The sequence below is a fragment of the Polyangium sp. 15x6 genome (assembly GCF_029960785.1).
Taxonomy (GTDB): Bacteria; Myxococcota_A; Polyangia; order Polyangiales; family Polyangiaceae; genus Polyangium.
Genome location: NZ_JASBQE010000019.1, coordinates 101,767 through 127,565 on the forward strand (window position 1 = coordinate 101,767; position 25,799 = coordinate 127,565).

At 69.9% G+C, this 25,799-nt stretch carries 14 protein-coding genes; 7 read left to right on the top strand and 7 right to left on the bottom strand.

Going from position 1 to position 25,799, the window contains the following annotated elements:
* Nucleotides 1–93 precede the first annotated feature (93 nt).
* Complete coding sequence (locus tag QHF83_RS16505; protein ID WP_282418795.1) at nucleotides 94–522, bottom strand: hypothetical protein; 429 nt, start codon at nucleotides 520–522, stop codon at nucleotides 94–96.
* A gap of 462 nt (nucleotides 523–984) precedes the next feature.
* Between QHF83_RS16505 and QHF83_RS16510 the strand changes: the two genes are divergently transcribed.
* Nucleotides 985–5,703, top strand: coding sequence for a type I polyketide synthase (locus QHF83_RS16510; RefSeq protein ID WP_282418796.1), 4,719 nt, complete (start codon nucleotides 985–987; stop codon nucleotides 5,701–5,703).
* A 24-nt stretch (nucleotides 5,704–5,727) separates the two neighbouring features.
* On the opposite strand, the gene QHF83_RS16515 is transcribed toward QHF83_RS16510, so the two are convergent.
* The gene (locus QHF83_RS16515) at nucleotides 5,728–11,658 is read right to left on the bottom strand and encodes a type I polyketide synthase (RefSeq protein WP_282418797.1); all 5,931 of its coding nucleotides are present in this window, start codon (nucleotides 11,656–11,658) and stop codon (nucleotides 5,728–5,730) included.
* 292 nt (nucleotides 11,659–11,950) lie between these two features.
* Between QHF83_RS16515 and QHF83_RS16520 the strand changes: the two genes are divergently transcribed.
* Nucleotides 11,951–13,372 carry a hypothetical protein gene (locus QHF83_RS16520; protein WP_282418798.1) on the top strand — a complete coding sequence of 474 codons (1,422 nt, stop codon included), beginning with the start codon at nucleotides 11,951–11,953 and terminating at the stop codon, nucleotides 13,370–13,372.
* On the opposite strand, the gene QHF83_RS16525 is transcribed toward QHF83_RS16520, so the two are convergent.
* Nucleotides 13,365–13,817 (bottom strand): hypothetical protein, encoded by a 453-nt coding sequence (locus QHF83_RS16525; RefSeq protein WP_282418799.1) that lies wholly within the window; start codon nucleotides 13,815–13,817, stop codon nucleotides 13,365–13,367. The two genes, QHF83_RS16520 and QHF83_RS16525, sit on opposite strands and share 8 nt — an antisense overlap.
* Nucleotides 13,818–14,060: 243 nt before the next feature.
* Between QHF83_RS16525 and QHF83_RS16530 the strand changes: the two genes are divergently transcribed.
* Nucleotides 14,061–15,200: a S8 family serine peptidase gene (locus tag QHF83_RS16530; RefSeq protein WP_282418800.1), complete on the top strand. Its 1,140-nt coding sequence runs from the start codon at nucleotides 14,061–14,063 to the stop codon at nucleotides 15,198–15,200.
* A 3-nt stretch (nucleotides 15,201–15,203) separates the two neighbouring features.
* On the opposite strand, the gene QHF83_RS16535 is transcribed toward QHF83_RS16530, so the two are convergent.
* From QHF83_RS16535 to QHF83_RS16545, 3 genes are all read right to left on the bottom strand, one after another.
* Complete coding sequence (locus QHF83_RS16535; RefSeq protein ID WP_282418801.1) at nucleotides 15,204–16,235, bottom strand: sulfate ABC transporter substrate-binding protein; 1,032 nt, start codon at nucleotides 16,233–16,235, stop codon at nucleotides 15,204–15,206.
* Nucleotides 16,236–16,238: 3 nt separating this feature from the next.
* Nucleotides 16,239–17,726 carry a kelch repeat-containing protein gene (locus QHF83_RS16540; protein WP_282418802.1) on the bottom strand — a complete coding sequence of 496 codons (1,488 nt, stop codon included), beginning with the start codon at nucleotides 17,724–17,726 and terminating at the stop codon, nucleotides 16,239–16,241.
* 117 nt (nucleotides 17,727–17,843) lie between these two features.
* Nucleotides 17,844–19,058: an aminotransferase class I/II-fold pyridoxal phosphate-dependent enzyme gene (locus QHF83_RS16545; RefSeq protein WP_282418803.1), complete on the bottom strand. Its 1,215-nt coding sequence runs from the start codon at nucleotides 19,056–19,058 to the stop codon at nucleotides 17,844–17,846.
* 131 nt (nucleotides 19,059–19,189) lie between these two features.
* Between QHF83_RS16545 and QHF83_RS16550 the strand changes: the two genes are divergently transcribed.
* From QHF83_RS16550 to polA, 4 genes are read left to right on the top strand one after another with little or no spacing between them, the layout of a single operon-like run.
* Complete coding sequence (locus QHF83_RS16550) at nucleotides 19,190–21,025, top strand: S8 family peptidase (RefSeq protein WP_282418804.1); 1,836 nt, start codon at nucleotides 19,190–19,192, stop codon at nucleotides 21,023–21,025.
* 46 nt (nucleotides 21,026–21,071) lie between these two features.
* Complete coding sequence (locus QHF83_RS16555; protein WP_282418805.1) at nucleotides 21,072–21,269, top strand: hypothetical protein; 198 nt, start codon at nucleotides 21,072–21,074, stop codon at nucleotides 21,267–21,269.
* Entirely contained in the window at nucleotides 21,266–22,588 is a 1,323-nt protein-coding gene (locus tag QHF83_RS16560; protein WP_282418806.1) for a carboxypeptidase regulatory-like domain-containing protein, read from the top strand. The genes QHF83_RS16555 and QHF83_RS16560 overlap by 4 nt, the downstream gene beginning before the upstream one ends.
* A 51-nt stretch (nucleotides 22,589–22,639) precedes the next feature.
* Nucleotides 22,640–25,336 carry a DNA polymerase I gene (gene polA, locus QHF83_RS16565; protein ID WP_282418807.1) on the top strand — a complete coding sequence of 899 codons (2,697 nt, stop codon included), beginning with the start codon at nucleotides 22,640–22,642 and terminating at the stop codon, nucleotides 25,334–25,336.
* A gap of 188 nt (nucleotides 25,337–25,524) precedes the next feature.
* On the opposite strand, the gene rpsT is transcribed toward polA, so the two are convergent.
* Complete coding sequence (rpsT, locus tag QHF83_RS16570; protein ID WP_282418808.1) at nucleotides 25,525–25,794, bottom strand: 30S ribosomal protein S20; 270 nt, start codon at nucleotides 25,792–25,794, stop codon at nucleotides 25,525–25,527.
* Between the last annotated feature and the right edge of the window lie 5 nt (nucleotides 25,795–25,799).

Here is a 25,799-nt window from a genome sequence, read left to right on the forward strand (position 1 = left end):
GATGGATGCTCGCCGGAGTCTTCTCGCGGAGACCCCGGCGTAGCAGGCCCGAACGACGCCCCGTTGAAAGGGGGCGTTACGGGACGTGAGCGCTCATCCAGCCGACGGCAATTTCCAGCCAGCGGCGAGTCCGCTCTGCACCATGTCGGAGGTGTACTGGGCCCACCACCGCGTGAAGAAGGCGCTGGCGGCCTGCTGATGCTCGGCGGAGATGAGCGGGATGAGCTCCTTGTGGAGGACGATCCCGGTCCACACGGCATACCAGATCATCCGGAGGAGGTCTTCCCCCTGGGTGACCTGTGAGGGCACGACGACTTCCACGTAGGTGCTCCTGGCCTCGGAGCCCTGACCACCCAGCTCCTCCTCCATCATCCCATGGATGGCCATCAATACCTGCGCGATGTCCGACGCAGAGTAAGCAATTCCTACCGAGTCCCGCTTGCCGTACCCATCAATGGTCTCGGAAATCGGCGGCACGTTCTTGCGGAATACCGCCAGCAACTCAGCTGCCCACGCATCCATAGTTGCGCTAGTAGCATGAGCCGGAAACGGGCACAAGTCCCTGGGGCTCGCCCCAGGGCGGGCTGCCGGTGCCGTCACCGGGGTGCCGACGGACGGGGTTGGTCGGGGATGGTGGCAGGAAACCCACGAACCGTGGCTCCGCAACACGACCGCATGGTCCAATCGCGGGAGCCCGTGGCTCGATGCATAGATTCGTTCGCAGGTCAAGCGCGTTCATCCCTGACGCTTGGCCGGTGGCGACATGGGGCGAGGGGGGGGTCGCCTCGTGGGGGCCGTGCGTCCCAAGGGCCCACGGTTGACGGCCTCGCGGGAGGCGTGTTACCCGAAAAAGCAGCGAGCGCGCGTCTCTGCACGGTATGGCGCGAGAAATCCTGGAAATGATGGGCTGACCGTTTCGGGACGCGGACGGCGAGGAGCTCCGAGCCATCGGGTGTACTTGGAATGAGTACCGGAAGTGACCGCATGAGCCCCCCGCAGCGGGGGCAGACGCCCAGCGATCCAACCCCCCTCCAGCGAGCGATCGCAGCGCTGGAAAAGATGAAGGCGCGGCTCGATGCGGTGGAGCGCGCCAGCAACGAGCCGCTCGCGGTCGTAGGTATGGGCTGCAGGTTTCCCGGCGGCGGCGAGGGCCCCGAGGCGTTCTGGCAGGTCCTCGCGAACGGCGTTGATGCGGTACGCGAGATCCCGGCGACCCGATGGCCATCCACGGCGATGCCAGCGCATCGGCCCGAGGTCCGGTGGGCTGCGCTGCTCGACGACGTCGCCGGATTCGACCCGTCCTTTTTCGGAATTTCCCCGCGTGAGGCGGAGAGCCTCGATCCCCAGCAGCGGATGCTGCTCGAGGTGACGTGGGAGGCGCTCGAGGACGCCGCGCAGCGGCCCGATCTGATCATGGGGAGCCAGACGGGGATTTTCCTCGGGATATGCAGCACCGACTATCAGCAGGCCGTGGTGGCGGCGCTGGCCGGTCGATACGATGCGTATTGTACGACGGGCAATATGTTCAGCACGGCTGCTGGTCGGCTGGCCTTTTTTCTCGGCGCCCAGGGGCCCACGATCTCGATGGATACGGCGTGCTCGTCTTCGCTCGTGGCGATGGCGCAGGCGTGCCAGAGCCTCCGCGCGAGGGATTGCGACCTCGCGCTCGTGGGGGGCGTGAACGCGATCCTTTCGCCCGTATCCATGCTGCTCCTCGCCGAGACGCAGGCCTTGTCGCCGGATGGGCGTTGCAAGACCCTCGACGCGCGCGCCAATGGGTTCGTCCGCGGCGAGGGGTGTGGGATCCTCGTGCTGAAGCGGCTCTCGGATGCATTGCGTGACGGCGACCGGATTCGGGCGCTGGTCCGCGGCTGGGCCGTGAACCAGGATGGCCGCTCGACGGGGCTGACGACGCCGAACGTGCTATCGCAGCAGGCGATGTTGCGGCAGGCGCTGGAGCGAGCGCGCCTCACGCCCGCCGACATCGGCTACATCGAGATGCACGGGACGGGGACATCGCTCGGGGATCCCATCGAGGCGGAGTCCCTTCGCGAGGTGTTCGGAGAACCGAGCAAGGATGGCTCGTCGTGCGTGCTCGGCGCGGTCAAAACGAACATCGGGCACCTCGAGGGGGCCGCCGGGGTGGCGGGGGTCATCAAGGCGATCCTCGCGATGGAGCACGAGCGGATCCCGAAGAACCTGCACTTCCGCCGGCTCAACCCGCGCATTTCGATGGAGGGCACGCCGTTCGTCATCCCCGCCGAGAGCGTGCCGTGGCTACGCGGGCAGAAGGTCCGTCGAGCGGGCGTGAGCTCGTTCGGGATCAGCGGGACGAATGCGCACGTGATCCTCGAGGAGGCGCCGCTCGACGAGGGGAAGGCGCCCGCAAAGGAGGCGTCGGCGTATCTCTTGCCGCTGTCGGCGAAGAGCCCGGAGGCGCTTTCGGCGGCGGCCCGCTCGTACGCGGAATGGCTCTCCAGGGACGACGAGATGCCCCTGCACGACGTGACCTACACCGCGAGCGTGCGTCGTATGCACCACGAGCACCGGCTTGCCGTGGTGGGGGCGACGCGAGAGGCGCTCGCGGCGAACCTGTCGTCTTTCGCGCGCGGCGAATCGTCGAGCGGGTGGGCGCACGGAAAGACCTCGACGCAGGGGCGACCGAAGGTCGCGTTCGTCTTCTCGGGGCAGGGCTCGCAATGGGCAGAGATGGGTCGAAAGCTCCAGGAGGAAGAACCCGTTTTTCGCGCCAAGCTCGCGGAGGTGGGCGAGCTGCTCCGTGCGCACACGGGGCTTTCGCTCCTCGACGAGCTCGCGGCGCCCGAGGAGCGCTCGCGGCTCGGGGAGACGGAGATCGTGCAGCCGGCGCTGTTCGCGCTGGAGGTGGCGCTCGCGGAGCTCTTGAAGTCGTGGGGCGTCGTCCCGGATGCGGTGATCGGGCACAGCGTGGGTGAGGTCGCCGCGGCGCACGTCGCGGGCGCGCTTTCGCTGGCGGATGCCGTGCGATTGGTGGTGCTGCGTGGTCGCATCATGCAGCGGGCCACGGGGCACGGGAAAATGGCCTGGGTCTCGTTGCCGGCGGACGAGGCGGCCAAAGCGATCGCGGGGCGCGAGGACGTGCTCGCGATCGGGGCGGTGAACGACCCGACGTCCGTGGTCCTGTCCGGAGAGACGGCGGCGCTCGAGGAGCTCGTCGCGAAGCTGTCCGCGCAGGGGGTCGTGGTGAGGCCGCTGCGCGTGAACTATGCGTTTCACAGCCCGCAGATGGAGCCGCTCGCACGCGCACTCGTGGAGGAGCTCGGTCGCGTCGACGCCGAGGCGGGTTCGATTCCGATGTACAGCACGGTCACGGGCGCGCGTCTCCTGGGGACGGCGCTCGACGCGGCCTATTGGGGTCGCAACGTGCGGGGCACGGTGGACCTCGTGGGCGCGGTGTCGGCGGCGCTCGGAGACGAGCATCGGGTGCTCGTGGAAGTGGGTCCGCACCCAGTGGTCCTGACGAATTTGCAGCAATGCATCGAGTCGCGCGGCGTCTCCGCCTCGGCCGTGCCCACGCTGCGGCGGCAATCCGAGGAGCGGCGGGCGATGCTGGAGGCGCTCGGGCGGCTCCACGTCGAGGGCGTGGAGATCGATTGGAAGCGCTTGTATCCCGCAGGCGGGCGGGTCGTCTCTTTGCCCGCATACCCCTGGCAGCGCGAGCGATTCTGGATCGAGTGGTCGGGCCAGACCGCGATCGCTCCCGCGCCGCACATGGATCCGCTGGCGGAGCTCCTTCATGCCCTGGAATGGCGCCCCCAGGAACCCGTCACCGCCCCGATGGATACGGCCGAGCGCACGGGGGCGTGGCTGATTTCGTGTGACGAGGGCGGGGTGGGGGAAGCCGTGGCTGCGCTCCTGGAGAAGCAGGGGCAGACCTGCGTGCGCGTCCGTGTCGGGGCGCGGTTCGCGCAGCTCGGCCCGAGGTCGTTCGCGCTCGACCCGGCGAACCCGGAGGAGCATGATTTGCTGCTGCGCCATGCGTTCGTGGACGCGGGTTGCCGAGGAATCGTGCACCTCATGGCGCTCGATGCGACGCCCACGGAGCAGACGACCGAGGAGACGCTGGCCCGGGATCAGGCGCGCGGATTTCTCGCGGCGATCCACCTGCTGCAAGCGGTCCTTCGTCATGGCTGGCGGGACAACCCCCCGCTCTGGCTCGTCACGCGAGGCGTGGCGCGCGCCGGTGCGCAGCCAGTCACGTGCGTGTCGCAGGCGCCCATGTGGGGGCTCGGGCGCACGATCGCGCTGGAGTTCTCCGACCTCACGTGCAAGCTCGTCGATCTTTCGCCCGCGGCGCATCCGGACGAGGCCCGGTGGCTGCTTCGCGAGCTCACGGCCGGAGGCAGCGAGGATCAGATCGCGCTGCGCAACGAGGGTCGATACGTGGCGCGTATGGCACGCGTGCCCGCCGACACCCTTCCCTCGGCGGGGGCCGTCTTGCGGCCGGACGCGACGTATCTGATCACAGGAGGCCTCGGGGCCCTCGGTTTGGCCACCGCGCAGTGGATGGTGGAGGCAGGCGCTCGCCATCTCGCCCTGGTCGGCATCAAGGGGCCTTCGGCGGCAGCGTCGGAGGTCCTTCGAGGCCTCGGGGAAGCGGGCGCGCGCGTGCTCGTGCTCCAAGGGGACGTCGCGCGGCGGGAGGAGGTAGCGTCGATCCTCGAAGAGATCGAGAGGCAGGCGCCGCCGCTCCGGGGAATCGTCCACGCGGCCGGTGTCGCACCGGAGCCGGCGCCGCTGATCGAGCTCGGGCGGGAGACCTTCGAACACGTAATCGCCCCCAAGGTCGCCGGCACGTGGAACCTCCACGCGCTCACCCTGGGAATGCCGCTCGACTTCTTCGTGCTGTATTCGTCGGCGTCGGCCCTCCTCGGCCTCGTCGGCAAGGCGAGTTATGCCGGGGCAAACGCCTTCCTCGATGCCATGGCGTCGTTTCGACACGGGCGAGGGCTGTCCGGGATGAGCATCCAATGGGGAGCCTTCGTAAGGGTCGGCATGACGCAGCATGGAAGTGCCGCAGCGCGCCTCGGCGCCGGGATGGGGCTCACGCCCGCCGAGGGCACCACGGCCCTCGCGCGGCTGCTCGCGCATCCCCGCCCCGAAATCGGCGTCCTGCGTTTCTCGATGCAGCAGTGGCGAGAGATCTTCCCGCAGCTCGCAGGGCACCCGTTCTGGTCGGAGTTCGCGACGGAGGCGGGGAGCGCGCCCGAGGTCGCCGCGCCCGCGCAGGGCTTCCGGTCGACGCTGGAGCGCGCGGCGCCCGAGGAGCGGATCGTGCTCGTGGAAGCGCTCGTCCTCGAGCGGATCGGTCAGGTTTTGCACCGCGAGGCCGTGCGGATCGATCGCCTCGCGCCTTTCTCGGCCCTGGGGATGGACTCCCTGATGAGCCTGGAGCTGCGCAATCGCCTCGAGCCCGGGTTCGGCCTGAAAATCTCGGCGGCGCAGATGTTCGCCCACCCGACGGCCGCCGCGCTTGCCGCGCACCTGCTCGACCGCCTCGCCTTGCCCGACGCCGAGGCCACGCCCGCGGACGAGCCTGCCCGCGCTCCCGCGCACGAGGCCGCGCCTGCCGCGGACCCGCAAAGCGCCGACTCCCTCGCCGAGGACGACGTGGAAGCTCGGCTCCGGGCCAAACTCGCGGCGCTCGACGCGCTGCTCGATTGATGGTCTTCGATCGCTCGGCCCGCCTCAGGCCGGGCGATCGGAGCCATCGACCTCGCGGAGCACACCGCGGAGCGCTTCGGCGAGGTGCGCGACCGCGGGCACGAAAATCACGTTGATGTGATCGCCGGGGAGATCGATCACCCGCACGGGACGGCTGCAGAGCGATTGCCAGCCGAAGGTCGTGTCGCCCGGGGAGAAGCCAGCCATCGGCAAACGCCGCGCGCTCTCCTCCGTTCGAAGCAGCGTGACGGGGACCGCGGAGATCGAAGGGGCATAGCTGGTCAGGGCATGAAGGTGCGCGCGATAGACGCGCAATTGCCGCTGGCTCTCGCTCACATCGGTCGGCAGCATCAACTTCTCGCTCATGGCAGCGGCCATTTGCGTGAGCTGGTCCTCGTGCGATAGCTTGGTGAATACCGGCTCGTCGATGGGCAGATCGAAGAGCCGCCCCAGGCTCAGGAGCGAGAGTTGCCCCGTCCCGCCAGGGCCCGGCGCCGGGACGTCACCCAGCACGAGGGCGTCGATCCGCTCGCCTGCGTCGGTGAGCAGCCGAGCCATCTCGAAGGCTACGAGCGAGCCGAACGAATATCCTCCCAGGCGGTACGGTCCGTGGGGCTGGGCTTGTCGCATGGCCTCGACGAACCGCGCCGCCAGGACCTCGATCCGGTCGCACGGCGGCGCATCCGTGTCGATCCCCGGCGCGTTGAAGCCATAGAGGGGTCGATCGGCGCCGAAGTGCTGCGCCAGCGATTGAAACGCGAGCGCCGAGCCCGTGAGCGGAGGCGCGAGGAAGAAGGGGGGATTCGCTCCCTCCCGATTGAGCTCGACGAGCAGCCCCCGCCGGCTGAGCGGCCCCGCGGCGGCATCGTCGTGGCCCGAACGCAGGGTGCCGAGGACGCGGCGCGAGAGACCCTCGACCGTCGGGTGCGCGAGCAGGACCCGCACGGGCAAATTCACCCCGAACGCGGACCCGATTCCGCTCAGCACCTGAACCCCCATGATCGAATTCATGCCGAGCACGGACAGATCTTGATCGTTCGCCGGCAGGTCCGCCGGGCTCACGCCGAGCACGTGCGCGATTTCGCCACGCACGGCGCTCTCGACGATCCGGCGCGCCTGGTCGGGCTCTGCGGCCGCGACGCGTCGCTTCAACGTGGCGGCGCCCGAGGTCACGCTCCGCGGGTCCCCGAGCCCTTCGAGCAGGGCGCGGCCCATGCGCGCAGGATGCGATTGTTCGAAGAGGCCCCACTCCACCCACGCGACCATCGCCACGGGGAGTCCGCTCGCCGCCATCCGCTCGGCCGCCTGCAATGCGAGGGAGGGAGGCATTCCCTGGAGGCCGGAGGCGAGCTGGGAGAGCTCGTGCTCGGTGCGGCTCGACCGACCCTCGTTCGGGAGCGCGAGGTGAATGACCGTCGCGGGCAAACCCTCGGCGCGACGGAGCCGCGCGAGCGTGTCGGCGAAATCGGCGGACACGGCATCGGCGCCGAGCACCTCCCAGCCGAGAAATGGCGAAGCCGAGGAGAAAACGAGGAAGAAATCGAGCGGCAGGGAGGCCGTGAGCGTATGCAGGGAGAGGAGGGCGAGCGAGCTTTGTCGGTAGTGCGAATGCAGCACGGCCTTCGCGTCCCGGCTCGTGAGCCGATGCAATGCAGTGTCCGTCGCGGCCGTCGCATGGATGACGCCGCCGAGGGGGAGCCGTGCACGCGAGAGGGCCTGGCGGACAGCGCCTTCGTCGGCGAGATCCACTTCGTCGGCCGCGATTGCGATCCCTCGGGTCGCGAGCGCCCGCGCGGTGCGCTCCCGCGCCTCGCGTTCCTCGTTGTCACGGGGCGGGGCGTCGAGGAGGAGCAAGCTCTGGGCCCCGCGATCGATGAGAAAGTCCGTCGCCTCGGCGCCGAGCGGGTCGTGCGCGCCCGTGACGACGTAGGTTCGATCCGGACGAACCTGGACGGATTGCGGCGCGGGCATGGGGATACGGGCGAGACGGCCGACGTAGCGTTTGCCGCCCCGAAGCGCGACGTGATCCTCGACCCCCATGGTCGAGAGCGCCTGCGCGAGTCGCAGGCCGTCTTCCTCGCCGGGCTGCGGGTCGAGGTCGATCAGCCCGCCCCACATGTCCGGCCGCTCGATCGACAGAACACGGCCGAGGCCCCAGGATCCGGCCTGCGCGACGGCGGGGCTCCCGTTCTCGACGACCTGGGCTCCACGCGTCACGATCCACAAGCGCGGCACGTGCGCCTGCGCGGCGACACGATCGACGATTGCGAGCACGGCGGAGGGCCCTTTTTGCAGGGCATCTTCGAGCATCGCCGGGGACGTCGGGACGCCGGAGGCCACGTCGAGCGACCCGAGGTGCACGATGCCGAAGAAGGGCCCCGAGAAGCCGAGTACGAGGTCCAATCGATCGATCCGTTGCTCGAGGTCCGCGGCCGGCAGCACGATCACCGTGTCGCCCGCGGCTTCGAGGTGCGCGGCGAGGGCGCGACCCACCCCGCCGGCATCGGCGAGGACGATCCACCGCCGCTTCGCCGCAGGGCTCGCGATGGCCGGCGGTGTTTCCCGCCAAACCAGGTCGATGAACGCGTCCTGCAGCGGATCCTTGCCCGCGGCGCGCAGCGCGGTGGCCGGATCCTCGGCGCGAAGGACGATTTTCCGCGCCGCGGCCGCGACCTCTCTGTCCTCGCCCACGAGCTCGACGCTCACCCGCCCGGACAAACCGTCGTTGGCGCTCCAGTTGAGGCGGAGCCAGAACCGCCGCTCCGTCGACGCGGGCCGCACGCTGGCGCCTTCGATCGATTCGATCATCCACGAGCGGCCGTGCGTCGCCGGGTGGGTGATCGACGCGACCGCGGGCACGGCCCGCAGGAACGCCATCGCCGCCGCGGGATTCTCGAGCCGCACGCGCGCCAGCGTCTCGGCGTCCCTTTGCCATACCTGATCGATATGGAACGTGTCCATGTCGACGCCGAACGCCTCGAGCCGCCGCTCCCACAAGAGCGTGGACACGCCCTGGCGGCGTCCGGGGCGCATGCTCGGCGGGGCGATGTCCTCGTCCTCGTCCGGTACGAGCGCAGGCACGATGGCGCCATGCGCGATTCGCTTCCAGGGAGCGCTGCTCCGCTCCCGGAAGAAGATGCCGAGGGATGCTTTTCGGTCGCCCTCCGGCGTGGCGATCACCTGCATCCTGCCCGTCTCTTGCGGGTGCAGCGCGGGCGGGTCGCCGAGGGAGAGGCCGATCTCCCAGCCTGCCGCCCCGAAGGTCTCGCGCGCCGCGGCGCAAGCGACCTCGACGAGCCCGCCCGTCGAGAGCCGCGACACCCCGGCGAGCCGCCGTGTGCCGACGCTGCGCAGGCTCGATTCGTCGAGGTCGAGCTGCCACGTGCGGACATCGGGCCGATCCGCGCGGGGATCGAGCACGTGGCCGAGGAGCGGGTGTCCATCGCCCGCGGCGCGCTCCGGGGAGATCCGGGTCGTCGTGCCAACCCAGTACCGTTGCCGCTGAAATGGATAGGTCGGCAGCGTGATACGCCGGTAAGGATGGGGCGCATCGACGCCCTCGAAATGCAGGTCCACGCCACGCACGTAGAGCGCCGCGAGCGCCTCCAGGAGCACCCGGATGGGCGGAGCGTCGAGACGCAACGAAGGGACGATCGGCATGGCCGCGTCCGGTGGCGTCCGGCGCCCCTCGTTTCCTGGACCGGGGCCCATCTCGAGGAAAGCCACGAACCCCTGGGACGCGAGCTTGCCGATCGCTTGTCTCGAATCGACCGCCTCGCGGACCTGGCGTTCCCAGTAGGCCCTCGTGCCGAGCGAGGTCGCGGAGAACGCGTCCCCGAGGCTCGGGATCAAGGTGCGCCGCGGGCTCGACAGCTTGATCTTCGCGATGGCGCGGGCGAGGGGCTCGATGTCGCGCCCGTCGCTGCACGCGAGCCGCGCGCGCGCCTCGGCGAGTACGAGGGCGTCTTCGAGCCCGAGCGCGCCCGAGGCCCACGCGGCGACGCATTCGCCGGTCCCCTCGCCGGTCACGGCCGCGCATTCGACGCCCCACGAGCGCCACAGCTCGACGAGGGCAACTTGCAGGACGAACAACGCGAGCTCCGCCTCCACGACGTCCTCCGTCGGGCGCGCATTCGCGTCGTCCTGGAGGAGCCCGAGAACGCGCCGCCCGAGCTGCGCCTGCACGGCATCGTCCGCGCGATGCAGGGCCGCCCGGAGCGCGGGCGGCGTGGCGTCGAGCGGCCCGAGCGCGCCCCGCGCCTGGGTCGCGCGCCCCATCAATACGAAGCCGATCCGCTTGCGGGCGGAGACATTGTCGACGCGGGCATGTACGTGCGTGCCCGGCGCGCCGTCGAGGTAATCGGAGAGCTGCGCCAGAACCTCGGCGTGCGTGGTGACCACGGCGGCGAAGCGATGTTCGAGGTGTGCCCGACCCACGCCGAGGGTATGGCACGTGTCTCCGAGGGATTGCTCGGGACGCGCGGCGACGTGCCGGAGCATCTGCTTGACCTGGTCACGCAGAGCCTCGGCCGTCTTGGCCGAGAGGACGAAGAGGTGCGCGGGGCGCTCGGGTTTGTCCTGGGCGCGGGGCCCCTCCGGCGGCTCTTCGAGGACGATGTGCGCATTGGCGCCGCTGAGCCCCGTCGCGCTGACGCCGGCGAACCGCGGACGATCCCCTCGCTTCCAGGGGATCTCGGATACCGGAATGACGAACGCGTCGCGGTCGAGCGAAGCGTTCGTATTCAGCGATTCGAAATGGAGGTTGCGCGGGATCGTCTCGTGGTGCAGCACGAGGGCGGCCTTGATGAGCGAGGCCATGCCCGAGGCGGCCTCGGCGTGGCCGATGTAGGTCTTGACCGAGCCGAGCACGCAGCGCGATCCCTCGGCGCGCCCTGGCCCGAGCACTTCCTGGAGCGCTTCGAGCTCGATGGGATCGCCGAGCGGCGAGCCATTGCTGTGGACTTCGACGTACCCCACGCGCTCGGGCTTCACGCGCGCGTCTTCGAGCGCGGCGCGGAGGACGGCCGTCTGCGCCTGGAGATTCGGCGCCGTCAGGCTCGTCGCGCGGCCATTCTGGTTCATGGCCGTGCCGCGGACGAGCGCCCATATCCGGTCGGCGCTGCGCTGCGCGTCGGAGAGCCGCTCGAGAATGACGACGCCGACGCCCTCGGCCCGCACGTAGCCATTGGCGCGTGCGTCGAACGTACGACATCGCCCGTCGGGGGAGAGGACCTGGAGCGAGGCGAGGATGTTCGTCGTATCCGGCGAGAGGAGGAGGTTCACGCCCCCGACGATCGCCATGTCGCATTCCCCGCGACGCAGGCTCCGGCTGGCCAGGTGCAATGCGACGAGGGACGAGGAGCAAGCGGTATCGACGACGGTGCACGGGCCCCGTAAACCGAGCGCGTAGGCAATTCGTCCCGCGGCGAACGAGATTGCATTGCCGGTGGGCACGTGCGGCCGCGGCTCGGGCGCCGTCGCGCGCAGCAGCGCCACATAGTCCGGCGACCCGATGCCCACGAAAACGCCGACCTTGCCGTCGGCGATCCGGTCGGGCCTCACGCCCGCGTCCTCGAGCGCCTCCCAGGTCACTTCGAGCAGCAGGCGATGCTGGGGGTCCATGTCCGTGGCTTCGCCGCGGCCGATCCCGAAGAACCCGGCGTCGAATTGCTCGACGTCGTCGAGCAGACCCGCCCACCGGGCAGACGGATGCGGCGTGCCCACGGTGCTCGACCATCGCTCGGCCGGGACCTCCGTGACGGCGTCGGTCCCCGCGTGGAGCAGCTGCCAGAGCGCGGCGGGGCTCTTTGCGCCGCCGGGGAATCGGCATGCCATCCCGACGATCGCCAGCGGCTCCGTCTTGGCTCGCTCCGCCGCCGCGAGCTTCGTCTCCATCTTTTCGAGCGCGAGCAGGGCGCGTTCGAGCGTGGACCCTCCAGGTTGCCGCGTCGTCACCCTGGTTGTTTACCTGGAACACTGGGCGGTTTGCAACCGTCGGCCCTCCTGGGTGTGGAAAAATCCACGTGCGCAGCCGAGCGCGTCCGCGGTCGAGGAGCATATAGGTCCGTTCATGCAACGCGACCAACACGAATGCCTCGATTGTGTTGGTTGCAGCTGATCGCCTGTGTGGACCGAAGATCCGCCCGTTCGGGAAGGTTCCTGTTGACGCAGCTTCGTGTTTGTCGGATATTTCGGGCTGTATAAAGAGCGTGTCTGCCACACGACGTTGCTGCGAAGGGGCATCCTCATGGATACGCACAAGCACAGTCGAGCGCGCTTGGGTGAGCAATTCGGCGGCGACCACGGAGGCGGGCCCGTAATCGTCGAAGGGACATCCTGCGGGCCGACGGGCGCCTCGGTCGCCGCGCTCCCCTCCCTCAGCTGTCGCGTACAATACGAGCAGCAGTCGTTCGTCGTTTCGGTATCGAACATCAGCGAGCGCGGGATGTTCATCCCCGGGGGGAGCCCGCCCACCCTCGGCAGCATCGTCAACGTTCATCTCGTTTGTCCTGGTGGCGAGGACGTCGTCGCCGAGGGCGAGGTCCGCTCGCTCGGCGTCGATCCGCAAGTCATTCTCGGCACCACCGGCTTCGTCCTCCGATTCACGACGGTCTCGAGCGGCGCGTCGACGCTCCAGACGCTCGGAAAACGCCGAATCGAGCTCTTGCGGCGAGCGAATGACGGCGACGCGCAGCTCGTCCCGCTGCTCTTGCTGCCGGAGCTCTCGCTCGTCGCGATGCGGGACCGGATCAGCCGATATCCGCTTTCACCTTTGCTCGAATCGTTCATCCAGGAGTATCAGGCGGTCGGGATGCCCCACAGGAACAAATCCCTGTGGAAGTCGACGCGAATGGGGATGGACGTCGTGATGCTCCCCTCGGTGACCCCCGAGCTGAAGCCGCTGATCAACGACATCAAGACCCTGGGGGCCATGGCGGACGTGCTGCTCGACGACCTGGCCGACGAGAAGCAGGATCGAGAGCGGCTCGAGAAAATGATCGCGCTGTTCGGCCGTCGCCTGACGGGGCAGGGGACGGCGCCCGTCCCCGTGGGCGATCCTTACCTCGAATTCGCCTCGTCCCTCTGGGAGCGAATGTGGGACATGATCGAGCGATTGCCGAGGTGTTCCGAGTTCGTTCGGGTGCTCCAGTACGACTGGCACCAGGTCATCAATTCGATGCGATACTCGCTGCTCGTCAATCAGATCCCGGCGCTGCAGAATGCGACCGAGCACGACGCCTACGTCCCTCACAACATGCACATGATGTGCAATGCGACGCTCGATCTGATGTGCTCGCCGACCGTGAACATGGCCGAGCTCGGCGCGATCCGGAAGGTCGCGCTCCTCGCGCAGGATCTCGGGCGCATCGGCAACATGGTCACCACGTGGGAGCGCGAGATCATGAGCCGCGATTTCACGAGCGGCGTCTTCGCGCACGCCGTGGACCAAGGCGTCCTGTCGGTCCGGGAGATCGAGAGCCAGCCGCCGCGTGCCCTCGCCAGCCAGCTCCGTCACTCCGGCGTCGAGACCAGGCTCTTGCTCACCTGGGAGCGCAAGCGGGCCGAGGTGCTCGGGCTGCGGAGCACGACCCGCGTCGACCTCGAAGCGTTCGCGGAGCTGCTCGACGAGATGCTGGCGATTCAGCTCGCCTTGCGAGGAATCATCTAGCCGAGAGCGGGTTCATGCTGCTCGCCGGGCTGCCTTTCACGGTGACGATTCGCGCGACCCACGTCGCGAAGAACCTCGACAGCCAATCCATCGCGGCGTCCCGGATCTCGGGATCCACGTGCCTGCCCACGTCGTCGGCGATGAAAACCATCATGCCCACCGTGACGTGGACCATGGTGTCCACACGCTCGCCCGCGGCCACGAGCGAGGGAATGATGGATTCGAAATACACCGTCGCGATCACGGGCGGATCGCGGTCTTCCAGAGCCTCGGTAATCATCGCGATGTAGCCGTCGATGATCTGTGCCAGCGCGTCGTGATCGTAATCCGGTTGCGTGACCGGAAGGATCTCCCGAGAATTCTTGATTGCAGTCGCGAGGGATTTGATGTAGATTTCCCTACGGGACTGCAGGAGCGCCAGCAGCGTGGGGCCAAAGGCCAACATGGGGCCAGGGTATCGGTGTTAGCGCGCTCATGTCAAGGCGCTCATTTCGTCGTGTGTACGACACGACGCGAACTCCGTGACGCAGCCCAGGCGTGAGAACCGCGCACGTCGACCGAATCGCGCCGCGCGCGAGTCCCTGCCAAACCGCACTCGGGCGGTGCGAATTGTAGGTTGTCGCCGTACACGCTTTCCCACACCTTCCGTTGCCGCCCCCCCTCCCTCGGTGCCACAACCACGCCCCCGATGGCCCGCCCCCAGCTCCTCTCCATCCCCGAGCGCCTCGACGCCAACCCCCGCTTCACCGGCCGCGGCGTCGTCATCGCCCTCGTCGACAGCGGATTCTATCCGCACCCGGACCTCATGCGTCCGAAGCGCCGTATCAAGGCGTACGCCGACGCGACCCGCGACGAGGCCGTCGCCGACGACTTCTTCACGCCGCGCGCCGCGTCCTGGCACGGCACGATGACCGCCTGCACCGCCGCAGGAAACGGCTACGTCTCGGGGGGTCGCTACCGCGGGCTCGCCTCGGATGCCGAGGTCGTGCTCATCAAGGCGCTGAGCAGCGAAGGAAAGATCACGGGCAAGAACGTCGCCCATGCGATCCGCTTCCCGCTGCGTTACCCGCACCTCGGTATCCGCGTGCTCAACGTGTCGCTCGCCGCGCCGTCGAGTGATCCCGACCTCGCCGAGGTCGAGGCCGCCGTGGCCGAGGTCGTCGCCGCGGGGATCACGGTGTTCGCCGCCGCAGGCAACACACCCGGCCGGCCCTCGCGCCCGCCCGCGTCCGCGCCCGAGGCGATCACCGTGGGCGGGCTCGACGACAAGGGCGAGCGCGAAGGCGACGCGTCGCTCTGGCCGTCGAGCTACGGCACGATCCGCGAGGGCCTCGACAAGCCGGACCTCGTCGCCCCCGCGATCTGGGTACCCGCGCCGATGCTGCCAGGCACGCTCGTCGCGCGTGAAGCGGTCGCGCTCTTCCAGCTCCTCTCCGTGCTCGAAGAGCTCTCCGTGGAGCAGGGTTTTTCCGAGCAGAAGCAGCGCGCGGGCCACGAGGAGCGTAGCAGCGTGAACGGGCTCATCGACGCGGTGAGCGCGCGCATCAACCGGCAGAAGTACATTGGCGTCGACTATCAGCACGTCGACGGGACGTCGTTCGCCGCGCCGATCGCCGCGAGCGTGGCGGCGCAGATGCTCGAAGCGAACCCGAGCCTCACGCCCGCGCAGATCCGCGAGGGCCTGCTCGCGACGGCCGCGCCCATGCCGCAATACCCGAAGATCCAGCAAGGCGCGGGTTTCATCCGGCCGCGTCAGGCCGTGATGTGGGCGCAACAGAAGAAGCAGGACAAGTTCGTCGCCGTGGTGGAAGAAGGCGCGCTCGAGTAGCGCTCAAGGCGCCGCGTACACGCTCTCCCACGTGCGCGGAAAGACGCCGTCCTTGCCGAAGAGCTTCGGCACGACCTCGCTCCAGCCGCCGAGCGAATCGATCCGCACCGGGTCCTCCACCTCGGGGAAGACGGCGGCGTGCGCGGCGCGCACCTCGGGGTCGTCGCTGCGGAAGCCGTACGTCGCGAGCATGTGCTGGGCCTCGTTGGAGCTCAAATAATCGACGAAGGCCTCGGCCTCGGGCAAGAGGGCGTGCTTCTGGGCGTTCACGTCGACGACGGCCGCCATGACCTCGACGACCATCGTCGAGGAGGGGATCACCATGTCGTAGGTGCGGCCGGCGGCGCGGCCCGCGAAGACCTCGCTCTCGTAGGTGACGGCCACGTCGCCGACGCCCTTCTCGAAGGTGATGAGGCTCTCGCGCGCGCCCTTGTCCGCGATGGCCACGTTCTTCAAGACGCCGCGGAGATACCCCTCTGCGGCGCCCTCGTCGTTCGCGGCGACGCCCGCGTGGCCGCGGAGCGCCGAGGCCCAGAGCGCGCTGACGTTCCACATCGCGCCGCCGCTCGTCTTCGGGTTCGGCATGAGCACGTCGAGGCCGGGGCGCGCGAGGTCGGAAAAACCCGTGATGCCCTTGGGGTTGCCCGGACGAACCGCGAGGGCCACGACCGAGGTGGTGAAGGCGCCGCGCCGGCCGCGCTTGCGCCAGTCGTGCGTGATGAGCTTTTCCTTTTCCAGGCGCGTGACGTCCGGTGCGAGCGCGAGCACGACGACGTCGGCAGGGAAGCCGGACGCGACGGCGCGGGACTGCGCGCCACTCGCGAGGTACGAGGCGCGCACGCGGAGGCGCTTGCCCGTGCGGGCCTCGTGCTGCGCTTGGAAGGCCGGAAGGATGGCGCGTTCGAAGGCGTCACGCGACGCCGAGTACGCGGCGAGGACGAGCGTGACGTCCGCCTCGGGTTCGCGCCGCGCGCTCGTGCACGACGCGAGCCCGAGGAGGGACGAGAGCGCGAGGGCGAAGCGCGCCCAGCGCATCGATCAGGGGAGGATCGACGGATCGAGGATGCCGCCGGTGTTCGTGACGCCGCCGCCGGGCGTGACGCCGCCCCAGATGACCATCTTGCTGCCCGTGCTGACGGCCGTGTGATGCGCGCGGCCGATGGGCGCGGTCGGGATCGGCTTCGCGCTCCAGGTGTTCGTCGCCGGGTTGTAGAGCGAGCCCGTGTTGAGGTAGATGCCGTCGACGTTCTGGCCGCCCCACACGATGAGGCGCGGCGCGATCCACACGGCCGTGTGGTACTGCCGGAGGTCGGGCGCGCCCTCGGTCGTCATGAAGCTCCACTCGATCTTCGGCTTGTACCGCGCGCCGATCGAGGCCGGGCCGAGCAGGTCGTAGCCGCCCCAGACGATCATCTCGGTGCCCGTCCACTCGGCCGCGTGACGCGCGCGCGCCGGCGGCTGGCCGTCCTTGACGGCGCTCCAGACGCCCGTGCCCGGATCGAACTCGGCGCCGTCGCCGAGGTAGGTGACCTCGACGCCGTTGAAGCCGTAGCCGCCGAACACGATCATGTCCGAGCCGGTCCACACGGCCGAGTGATCCGAGCGCGGGCTCGGCGGCGTGCCGCCGGCGGGCAGCGGATCCCAGCGGTCCTCGGTCACGTCGTACGCGCCGCCGTCGCCGAGGTAGTTCGTCCCGTCGAACCCGCCCCACACGATCACCTTCGAGCCGGTCCACACCATCGTGTGGCCCGAGCGCGGCGAGGGCGCGCCGGCCGTGGCCATCGACGACCACGTGTTCGAGATCGGGTTGAACACGCCGCCCGTCTTGATGGGCGTGCCGTTCTCGCCGCCCCAGACGACCATGTGCGTGCCGGTCCAGACGGCGCGGGCGCGGGCGCGCGGCGGCGGGACGTTCGCGGTGCTCATCGGCGTCCACGTGCCCGTGTCGAGGTCGAGCATGCCGCCGGTGTTCGTGGTGCCGCCGGCGGTGTTGCCGCTCCAGACGATCATCTTCGCGCCGGTCCACACGGCGACGTGATGCGAGCGCGCGGCGGGCGCTTCCTGTGTCGGCGTCGGCTCCCAGGCGTCGGCGCACTTGCCCTCGGTGCACGCGCCGTAGCACGCGTGCCCGCACTCGCCGCAATCCTGGCTGCTCGTCTGCCGATCGACGCACCGCGCGGGCTCGCCGCAGAACGACTCACCCGCGGTCGGACAGACGCACTCCCCCTGGGAGCAGATCGTGCCGGGGCGGAAGGCGCAGTCCTGGATCTCGAGGCACTCGACGCACGTCGACTTCTTCGTGTCGCAGACCGCGGTGGGCGCGGGGCAATCGGAGTTCGAGATGCAGCTCGTGGGAACGCCGCCGCCCTCGCCGCCGCTCCCTCCACTGCCGGCGCCTGCGCCGCCCGAGGGTCCGGTCGGATCCTCGGGTCCCAGGGTCAACGCATCGGGGCATCCGCCGAGCAGCATCACGAGCGCTGCCGAGACACCCACGAGCCCCCACGGCCTTTGGCGAGTAGCACCCATCTCGAACCTTCCCATTCTCACGGCCTCCGAGGCGCGCGCCGAGCGGCGCCGACAATGGATTCGAGACGTTACCAGAACGCTCGATTTTCGTCGCGGTCGTCGGGCCGCCCGGACGGATCAGGGGTTCGTCGCGCGCCGGATGCCGTCGACGAGCCGCTCGATGTCCCGCTCGGGAACCGAGCAAATCCCGACCCGGAGCGCACCTTGGACCGGCACCACGAAGATGCCTTCTTGGCGCAGGCGCGCGGCGGCCCCCGGCGCGTCCTCGCAAAATACCGTGGTGAAGAAGCCGCCGTCGTAGCGGGGATAGCCGAGGCCCGCGGTGGTCGCGAGCGTGTTCCAGCGCTCGACGCGGCGGTCGAGGAGGTCCTTGTACGTCGCGCGCTCCTGGTCGACGCTGGCGCGGAGATCGGGAGCGGCGAGGACCCGGGCGATGGCGTTCATGCCGGCGGCGTTGCAGTTCGACCACGTGCCGCGGCTCGCGTACGAGAGCGCGTTCTGAACACGCGTGCGCTCGCCTTCGTCGGGGCAGAGCGCGACGAGCGAGCCGACGCGCAGGCCGTACTGCGTGAACGACTTCGACGCCGACCAGGCGAAGAGGACCATGGCCTTGTCCGTGAGGCGCAGCGCCGGGGCGAACGTGTCCGTGAGGTTCTGCTTCGCGTACCGTCCATAGGCGACGTCGAGCAGCACGGTGATGGGCCCACGCGCGGCGGCGCGCCCGACGACGTCGACGATGCCGTTCCAGTCTTGTTCGTCGAGCGAATAACCCGTCGGGTTGTGACAAGGCGTGTTCAGGAAGACGAGCGCGCGGCCCTGCGCGTCGAGGACGCCGGCGAGCTTGCGCTCGAAGTCCGCCACGTCGAGGCGGCCCTTGTCGTCGAACATGCGGAACGTCGCGAGGGTGCGATCCGCCTCGTCCGCGAGGGTCTTGTACGGGCTCCAGTAGAAGCCCGTCGTGAGCAGCATCTGCTGCGGTTCGAGGAACGTGGTGATCGCGTGGCGGAGCGCGCCGGAGCCGCCGGGCGTGGCGACCGCGGTGGCGAAGGAGGCCTCGGGTCGGCCGGCGAAGAGGTCGTCGATGACGCCCTGCAGGAAGGCCGGCGGGCCGGCGATCGGAGCGTACGCGGCGCCGACCTCGGGCGGCACGGAGCGCAGCGCTTCGACCACGGCGCCGATCACCGCGAGCTTGCCGTCGTCGTCGAGCAGCACGCCGACGGTCGCGTTGATGACCGGCTCACCGGACTTCTTTCTCGCCTGCGCTTCCGCGTTCAGCGCGAAGATGGGATCGTCCGCGGGGCGCGCGGTTCGCGAGGGAATCAAGAACTCCATGGAAGCGGCCGCTACCACGACTCAGGGAGCGCTGCCAAGCCGCGATACGCGCCGCGATGCGTCCAAGGTCGTCCCGCCCGCCGGCTCGATGCGCACGGGACCCGGCTTCCGCGCTGCGCTAGGATAGCGTCATGCGAACGTCTGCCGCTCTCCGGACCGCGCTCGTCGCGACCGCGCTCGTCGCCACCGCAAGCGCCGCGAGCGCCCGAGGCCCCGAGCGCTCGCTCGTGGATCCTTCGCAAGCGAACGGCATTCCCTCGACTTACGCAGACGCGCTCGGCCCGCTCTACGAGCCCGTCGCCATCGCGACGGAAGGGTTTCTGTCGACGCCGTCGGATCTCGGCGAGACGAGCTGGGACGTGCCGGGGCAGATCGTGGTGGACGCTCGGGACGACCTCGACGCGTCTTCGCTGCTCTCGCTCGCCACGGACTTCGGTCTCACGTTCACGCCGACGCGGCTCGAGCCGTCGACGAAGATCCAGATCGCGACGGTGTCCCCGGGCGACATGGCGAGCGTGCTCGATCGGCTCTCGCGTGATCCGCGTGTCGAGTTCGCCGAGCCGCTCGCGCGCGTGCAGATGTCGTTCGTCCCGAACGACCCGCTCGCCGGCGAGCAGTGGCACATGCAGCGCATCGGCGCGCAGCGGGCGTGGGACTTCTCGGTCGGGCGCGGTGTGACCGTCGCCGTCGTCGACACGGGCATCGCCTGCGAGGATCACGGCCCGTACATGAAGGGCACCGATCTCGCCGCCACCGAGTGCGTGGAGGGCTGGAACTTCGTCACGGGCGACGAGCACGCGAACGACGATCAGGGCCACGGCACGCACGTGGCCGGCACGATCGCGCAGTCGACGAACAACGGGATCGGCGCGTCGGGCGTGGCGTTCGGCGCGCGGCTCATGCCCGTGAAGGTGCTGAACGAGAGCGGCTGGGGCACGACGGCGGACGTGGCCGATGGCATCCGCTGGGCCGCCGATCACGGCGCGCACGTGATCAACCTGAGCCTCGGCGGCCCGCGCAACGCGAAGGTCTTGCAGAAGGCGATCGACCACGCGCGAAGCATGGGCGCGGTGGTCGTCGCGGCCGCGGGCAACACCGGCGGCAGCGTGCAGTTCCCCGGCGCCTCGGACGGCGTCATCGGCGTGAGCGCGGTTGATCCGAACGACAAACTCGCGTCGTTCTCGTCGCGCGGCGAGGGCGTGGATCTCGCCGCGCCGGGCGTGAAGGTCGTGCAGCAGACGGTGTGCAACAAGGGCCGCAACAAGTGCGAGCAGTTCCCCGGCTGGAACGGCACCTCGATGGCCTCGCCCCACGTCGCCGGCGCGGCCGCGCTCGTGATGGGCCTCGGCGTGACCGATCCGGCCGCGGTCGAGGACGCGCTTCGGAAGAGCGCGCGCGTGGTCGATGACTCCGAGGGTGGCAAGCGCCTCTACGGCGCGGGCGTGCTCGACGCGGCCGAGGCGGCCGTGTCCGTGACGAAGCAGCACGCGCTCACGCGCCTCGTCGCGCTCGTGCTGATGACGGCCTTCGTCGCGCGGGCGGCGCGCAAGAAGAACAAGGACGCGAAGAGCCCGCTGCGCCTCGACTTCCTCGTGCCCGCGCTCGCCGCGGGTCCGGGCCTGTTCTTCTTCGCGCCGTGGCTCCTGCCGCGCGCGGACTTCTGGGTCGACGTCGCCGCGCGCCCGATCGCGGATCTCGACCTGCTCGTGGGCGTGTCGCTGCATCGCTTCCTGCCGCTCGCGAACGCGTTCGTCCCCTTCGCGCTCACCGCGGTGGGCTTCGGCATCAAGCGCCTGCGCCCGGCGATCGCCGGCCTCTCCGTGGGCACGGGGGCGTATCTGCTCTCGCTCGTCGCGCTCGGCGACGCGGGCGGGCCCTTCGGCCGCGTGGCGCTCGTCGCCTGGTGCGCCCTGAACGCAGCGATCTGCGCCTGGATCGCGCGTACGAACCTCGCCGAGACCCGCTAGCGTCCCCCCGCCGGCCGGGCTCCCTCAGCTCGGTTATAGTCCGCGCATGCGTTCGCGATCCCTCCTCGTCTTGCTCGTCTTCTCGCTCTTCGGCTGCGGCGGCTCCTCCAGCGAGACGCCGTGGCCCGCGGAGCCCGAGGGGCCTGCGCTCGGTCCTGCCGGCGAGACGTCGCCCGGCGAGCTCGACGACATCCGCAGCGCCGCGCCCGACGCCGGCAGCGGGGGGCCGGGCGTCGAGCCGTGACCGCGCCCCGGCGCGCCTGGTCGTTCGCGCTCGCGACCTTCGTCGCGATGCTGGCGGTGCCGCTCCTCGTGTGGCTCGTGCTGCCGAGCCCCGGCGCGCCGCCTGCGCGACAGCCGCGCCCACGCGCCACCGCAGCGGCCCTCGCGACGCCCGTGGAGACGGCGCCTCTGGACACGACGCCCACGCCACGCGCGCCGTCGAAGCCCGCGATCGCCAAGGAAGACGAGCCGCCGGTCGGCGACGACGTGACCGGGACCGTGCTCGATTCGGACGGGCAACCGGTCACGCGCGCGGCTGTCGGCTGCGACGATCGAAGCGCGCACCTCACGGCGACGACCGACATGGAGGGGCGTTTCCGGCTCCCCGCGGAGGCCTCGGGCTGCATGGTGGTCGCGCATCACCCGCAGCATCCGTCGTCCGAGCGCGTCCGTGTCGAGGTGGGCAAGGACAACACCGTGAAGCTCGGCGCGGGCGGCGCGATCGAGGGCGTGGTCGTCGACGAGCAAGGCGCGGCGATGACCTCGTATCGCCTCACGATCGAGCTCTTCTTGCCGAACACGGAGGGCGTCGACATCGGCGCGCGTGGCCGGCCGAAGACGGTGGAAGATCCGGCAGGCGCGTTCCGCTTGGAAAAACTCCCACCCGGGAAATACGTGCTCGGCGCGAGCGCGGAGGGGCATCCGCCGGGCAAGAGCGAGACCGTGGAGGTCGAGGTCGGACAAACCGCGCGCAACGTGCGAATCGCGCTCCCCCGCGCGGCGACGCTCTCGGGCACGGTGCGCGACGAGGAGACACGCAAGCCGATCGCGGGGGCGACGTTGCGCCTCGACGGCATGGCGGGCGGCGGAGGCTTCGACATCGCGGCGCCCGTCACGACGGACGCGGAGGGCGCGTTCTCGCTCGTGGGCGTGCCGCCGGGGCCGTTCTCGGTGCGCGTGGAGCGCGACGGCTACAAGAGCCGCGTCGTGTCGGGTTTGACCACGCGCGGCGCGTCGGTCATCCGCGAGGACATCACCCTCCGCGCGCGCGGCGACGGCGGCAGCGAGAGCGAGCTCGAGGGCATCGGCGCGATCCTCGCGCCCACGCCGAGCGGCATCGTGATCACATCGCTCGTGGAGAACGGGCCGGGGGCGAAGGCGGGCCTCAAGCAAGGCGATCGGCTCCTCCGCATCGACGGCGCATCGGCCCAGGAAATGCCGCTCTTCGATGCGATCCAGAGGCTCCGCGGGCCCTCCGGATCACGCGTCACGGTGTCGGTGTCGCGCGAGGGCGACGGCAACGTCGACGTGACGGTGACGCGCGAGCGCATCGAGCGGTAGCACTCGGCTGCTCGCCCAATCCGCTTCGCGGCCGTGCTACATGCTCGCCCCATGGTCACCCGTAAGGCCGAGCTGCCGCCGCCGGGCGCGTCCGATGTCCTCTACATCATCGACCTCTCGGGGTACGTCTTTCGCGCGTATCACGCGATCCAGACGCCCCTGACGAGCCCCACGGGCGAGCCCACGCATGCCACGTACGGCACCGTGAGCATGCTGTCGAAGCTCGTCGACGAGCGCAAACCGGCGTTCCTCGCGGTCGCGATGGACTCGCCCGGCCGCACGTTCCGCGACGATCTCGACGAGCGCTACAAGGCGCACCGCCCCCCGCCGCCGCCGGACCTTCACGTGCAGATGGCGCGCTGCAAGGAGATCGTCGAGGCGTACCGCATCCCGATCTACATCGCCGAGGGCCTCGAGGCCGACGATCTGCTCGCGGTCGCGGTCGCGCGCGCGAAGGAGCAGGGGCTCCGGGTCGTGATCGTGAGCAGCGACAAGGACCTGATGCAGCTCGTCGACGCGGATCGCGTGATGCTCTGGGACGGGCGCGACAAGGTCTACGGCCCTTCCGAGGTCGAGGAGAAGTTCGGCGTGCCGCCCACGCAGCTCCGCGATCTGCTCTCGCTCGTGGGCGACACGAGCGACAACGTGCCCGGCGTGCCCGGCGTCGGCGTGAAGACGGCCGCCGACCTCTTGAAGGAGTTCGGCACGCTCGACGCGATCTACGCGGGCCTCGATCGCGTCAAGCGCCAGAAGATCCGCGACAACCTGCGCGAGCACGAGGCCGACGCGCGCCTGTCGCAGAAGCTCGTCAGCTTGCACATGGAGGCGAAGGTCGACTTCGACTTCGAGGCGCTCCGGTACGGCGGCGCGGACGTCGCGCGGCTGCGCGCCCTCTTCACGGAGCTCGGCTTCACGCGCTTCATCAAGGCCGTGCCCGCCGCGGCGCCCGTGGGCGGCAGCAGGCGCGTGATCGCCGCGCGCGACGAGCTCACCGCGTTCGCCGCGGAGGCGCAGAAGGCCGGCAGGCTCGCGATCGAGATCCACGCGACCTCGCGCGAGGCCATGCGCGCGCACGTCTGCGGCCTCGCGCTCGCGTACGAGCGTGGCCAGAGCGTGTACGTGCCGATCGGCCACCGCTACCTCGGCGTGCCCGCGCAGCTCGGCATGACCGACATCGCCGCGGTCCTCGGCCCGATCTTGAACGACCCTGCGATCGCGAAGCTCGGCCACGATCTGAAGTTCGTCGACGTCCTTCTGCGCCGCAACGGCCTCTCGCTTCGCGGCGTCACGTTCGACACGATGCTCGCGAGTTACCTGCTCGACTCGGAGGCGTCGCACGAGCTCGCCGACGTGGCCGAGCGCGACGCGGGCGTGAAGATGCAGCCGTTCGAGGAGCTCGCGCCGAAGAAGCGCGGGCAAGCGCAGCGCGCGCTCGACGACGTCGAGATCGAGCAGGCGACGGGCTACGCAGCGGCCTTTCCCGAGGTGGTCCTCACGCTCTTGGACCAGCAGACGCCGCGCCTCGAAGCCGCGCACCTCACGGACCTCTTCGCGAAGATCGAGCTGCCCCTCGCGTCGGTGCTCGCGCAGATGGAGTACACGGGCGTGCTCGTCGATCCGAAGGCGCTCGCGTCGCTCGGCGAGGAGATGGCGAAGGAGCTCGCGGTCCTCGAAAAACGCGCGCACGAGGCGGCCGGCAAGGAGTGGAACCTCGCGTCGCCGCGTCAGCTCGAGACGATCCTCTTCGACGAGCTGAAGCTCCGCAGCCTGCGCAAGACGAAGACGGGCCGCTCGACGGACGCGGACGTGCTCGAGCAGCTCTCCGAGGATCACCCGCTGCCGGGCATCGTGCTCGAACACCGCGCGATCGCGAAGCTCAAGGGCACGTACGTCGATGCGCTGCCGAAGCTCGTGCACCCCGAGACTGGGCGCATCCACACGCGCTGGAGCCAGGCCGTCGCGGCGACGGGCCGCCTCTCGTCGCAGGATCCGAACCTGCAGAACATCCCGATCCGGACCGAGCTCGGCCGCCTGATCCGGCGCGCGTTCGTGGCGCCGCCGGGGTTCGTCGTGCTCTCCGCCGACTACTCGCAGATCGAGCTCCGCGTGCTCGCGCATCTGTCGAAGGATCCGGTGCTCGTCGACGCCTTCCGCACGGGGCAGGACGTGCACACGCGCACGGCGATGGAGATCTTCGGCGTCGAGACGTCGGAGGTGACGGCCGAGATGCGGAGGCGCAGCAAGACCATCAACTTCGGCGTGATCTACGGCATGGGCGAGGCCGCGCTCGCGAGGCGACTCGACATCCCGCGCGTCGAGGCGGCGCGCTTCATCGACGCGTACTTCCAGCGCTACCGCGGCGTACACGAGTTCATGGAGCGCACGATGACGGAGGCGCGGCACACGCAGGTCGTGCAGACGATGCTGGGCCGCCGGCGCATGGTCCCGGACGTGCACAGCTCGGATCGCGGCCGCCGCGCGTACGCCGAGCGGATCGCACAGAACACGCCGATCCAGGGGTCGAGCGCGGATCTGCTCAAGCTCGCGATGGTTCGTCTGGGCGAACCCGTGGTGCAAGGCGCGCGCATGGTGCTGACGGTGCACGACGAGCTCACGTTCGAGGTGCCCGAGGATCGCGTGGAGGAAGCGAAGGCGAAGGTGCGCGAGGTGATGGAGACGGTGTTCCCGCTCGACGTGCCGCTCGTCGTCGATGTCGGCGCGGGACCGACCTGGGCCGACGCGCACTAGCCGACGCGCACGAGAGGAAATCCCTCCGCCGCAAACCCCTCATCCCCCAACCCCTCTCCCTCACGGGCGAGGGGAGGGGAGCCGGTTTTTCCAGGGACAAAATGCAACAAACCGCCGCACGCCTCGAATCTTCGAGGTGTGTAGCGGTCCGATGCGTGCTCGGCCGAGGCCGAGGATCAGCTGCGGGTCTAGGCGGCCTTGCCGGCCTTGTGCAGCGCGCGGGCGAGGCGGCCCTGCAGACGCGAGGCGCGCTTGCGGGGGATCGTGCCCTTGTGCGCCGCGGTGTCGAGCGCGCCGATGGCCTCACGAACGGCCTTCGTCGCGTCCGCGGGGGTGGCCGCGACGGTCGAGCGCGCCTTCTTCAGCTCGGTGCGGAGGGCGGACTTGGCGGCGCGGTTACGAGCCGTCCTCTTGATGCGCTGGCGGTTGCGCTTTTCGGCAGATGCGTGATTGGCCATGGAGC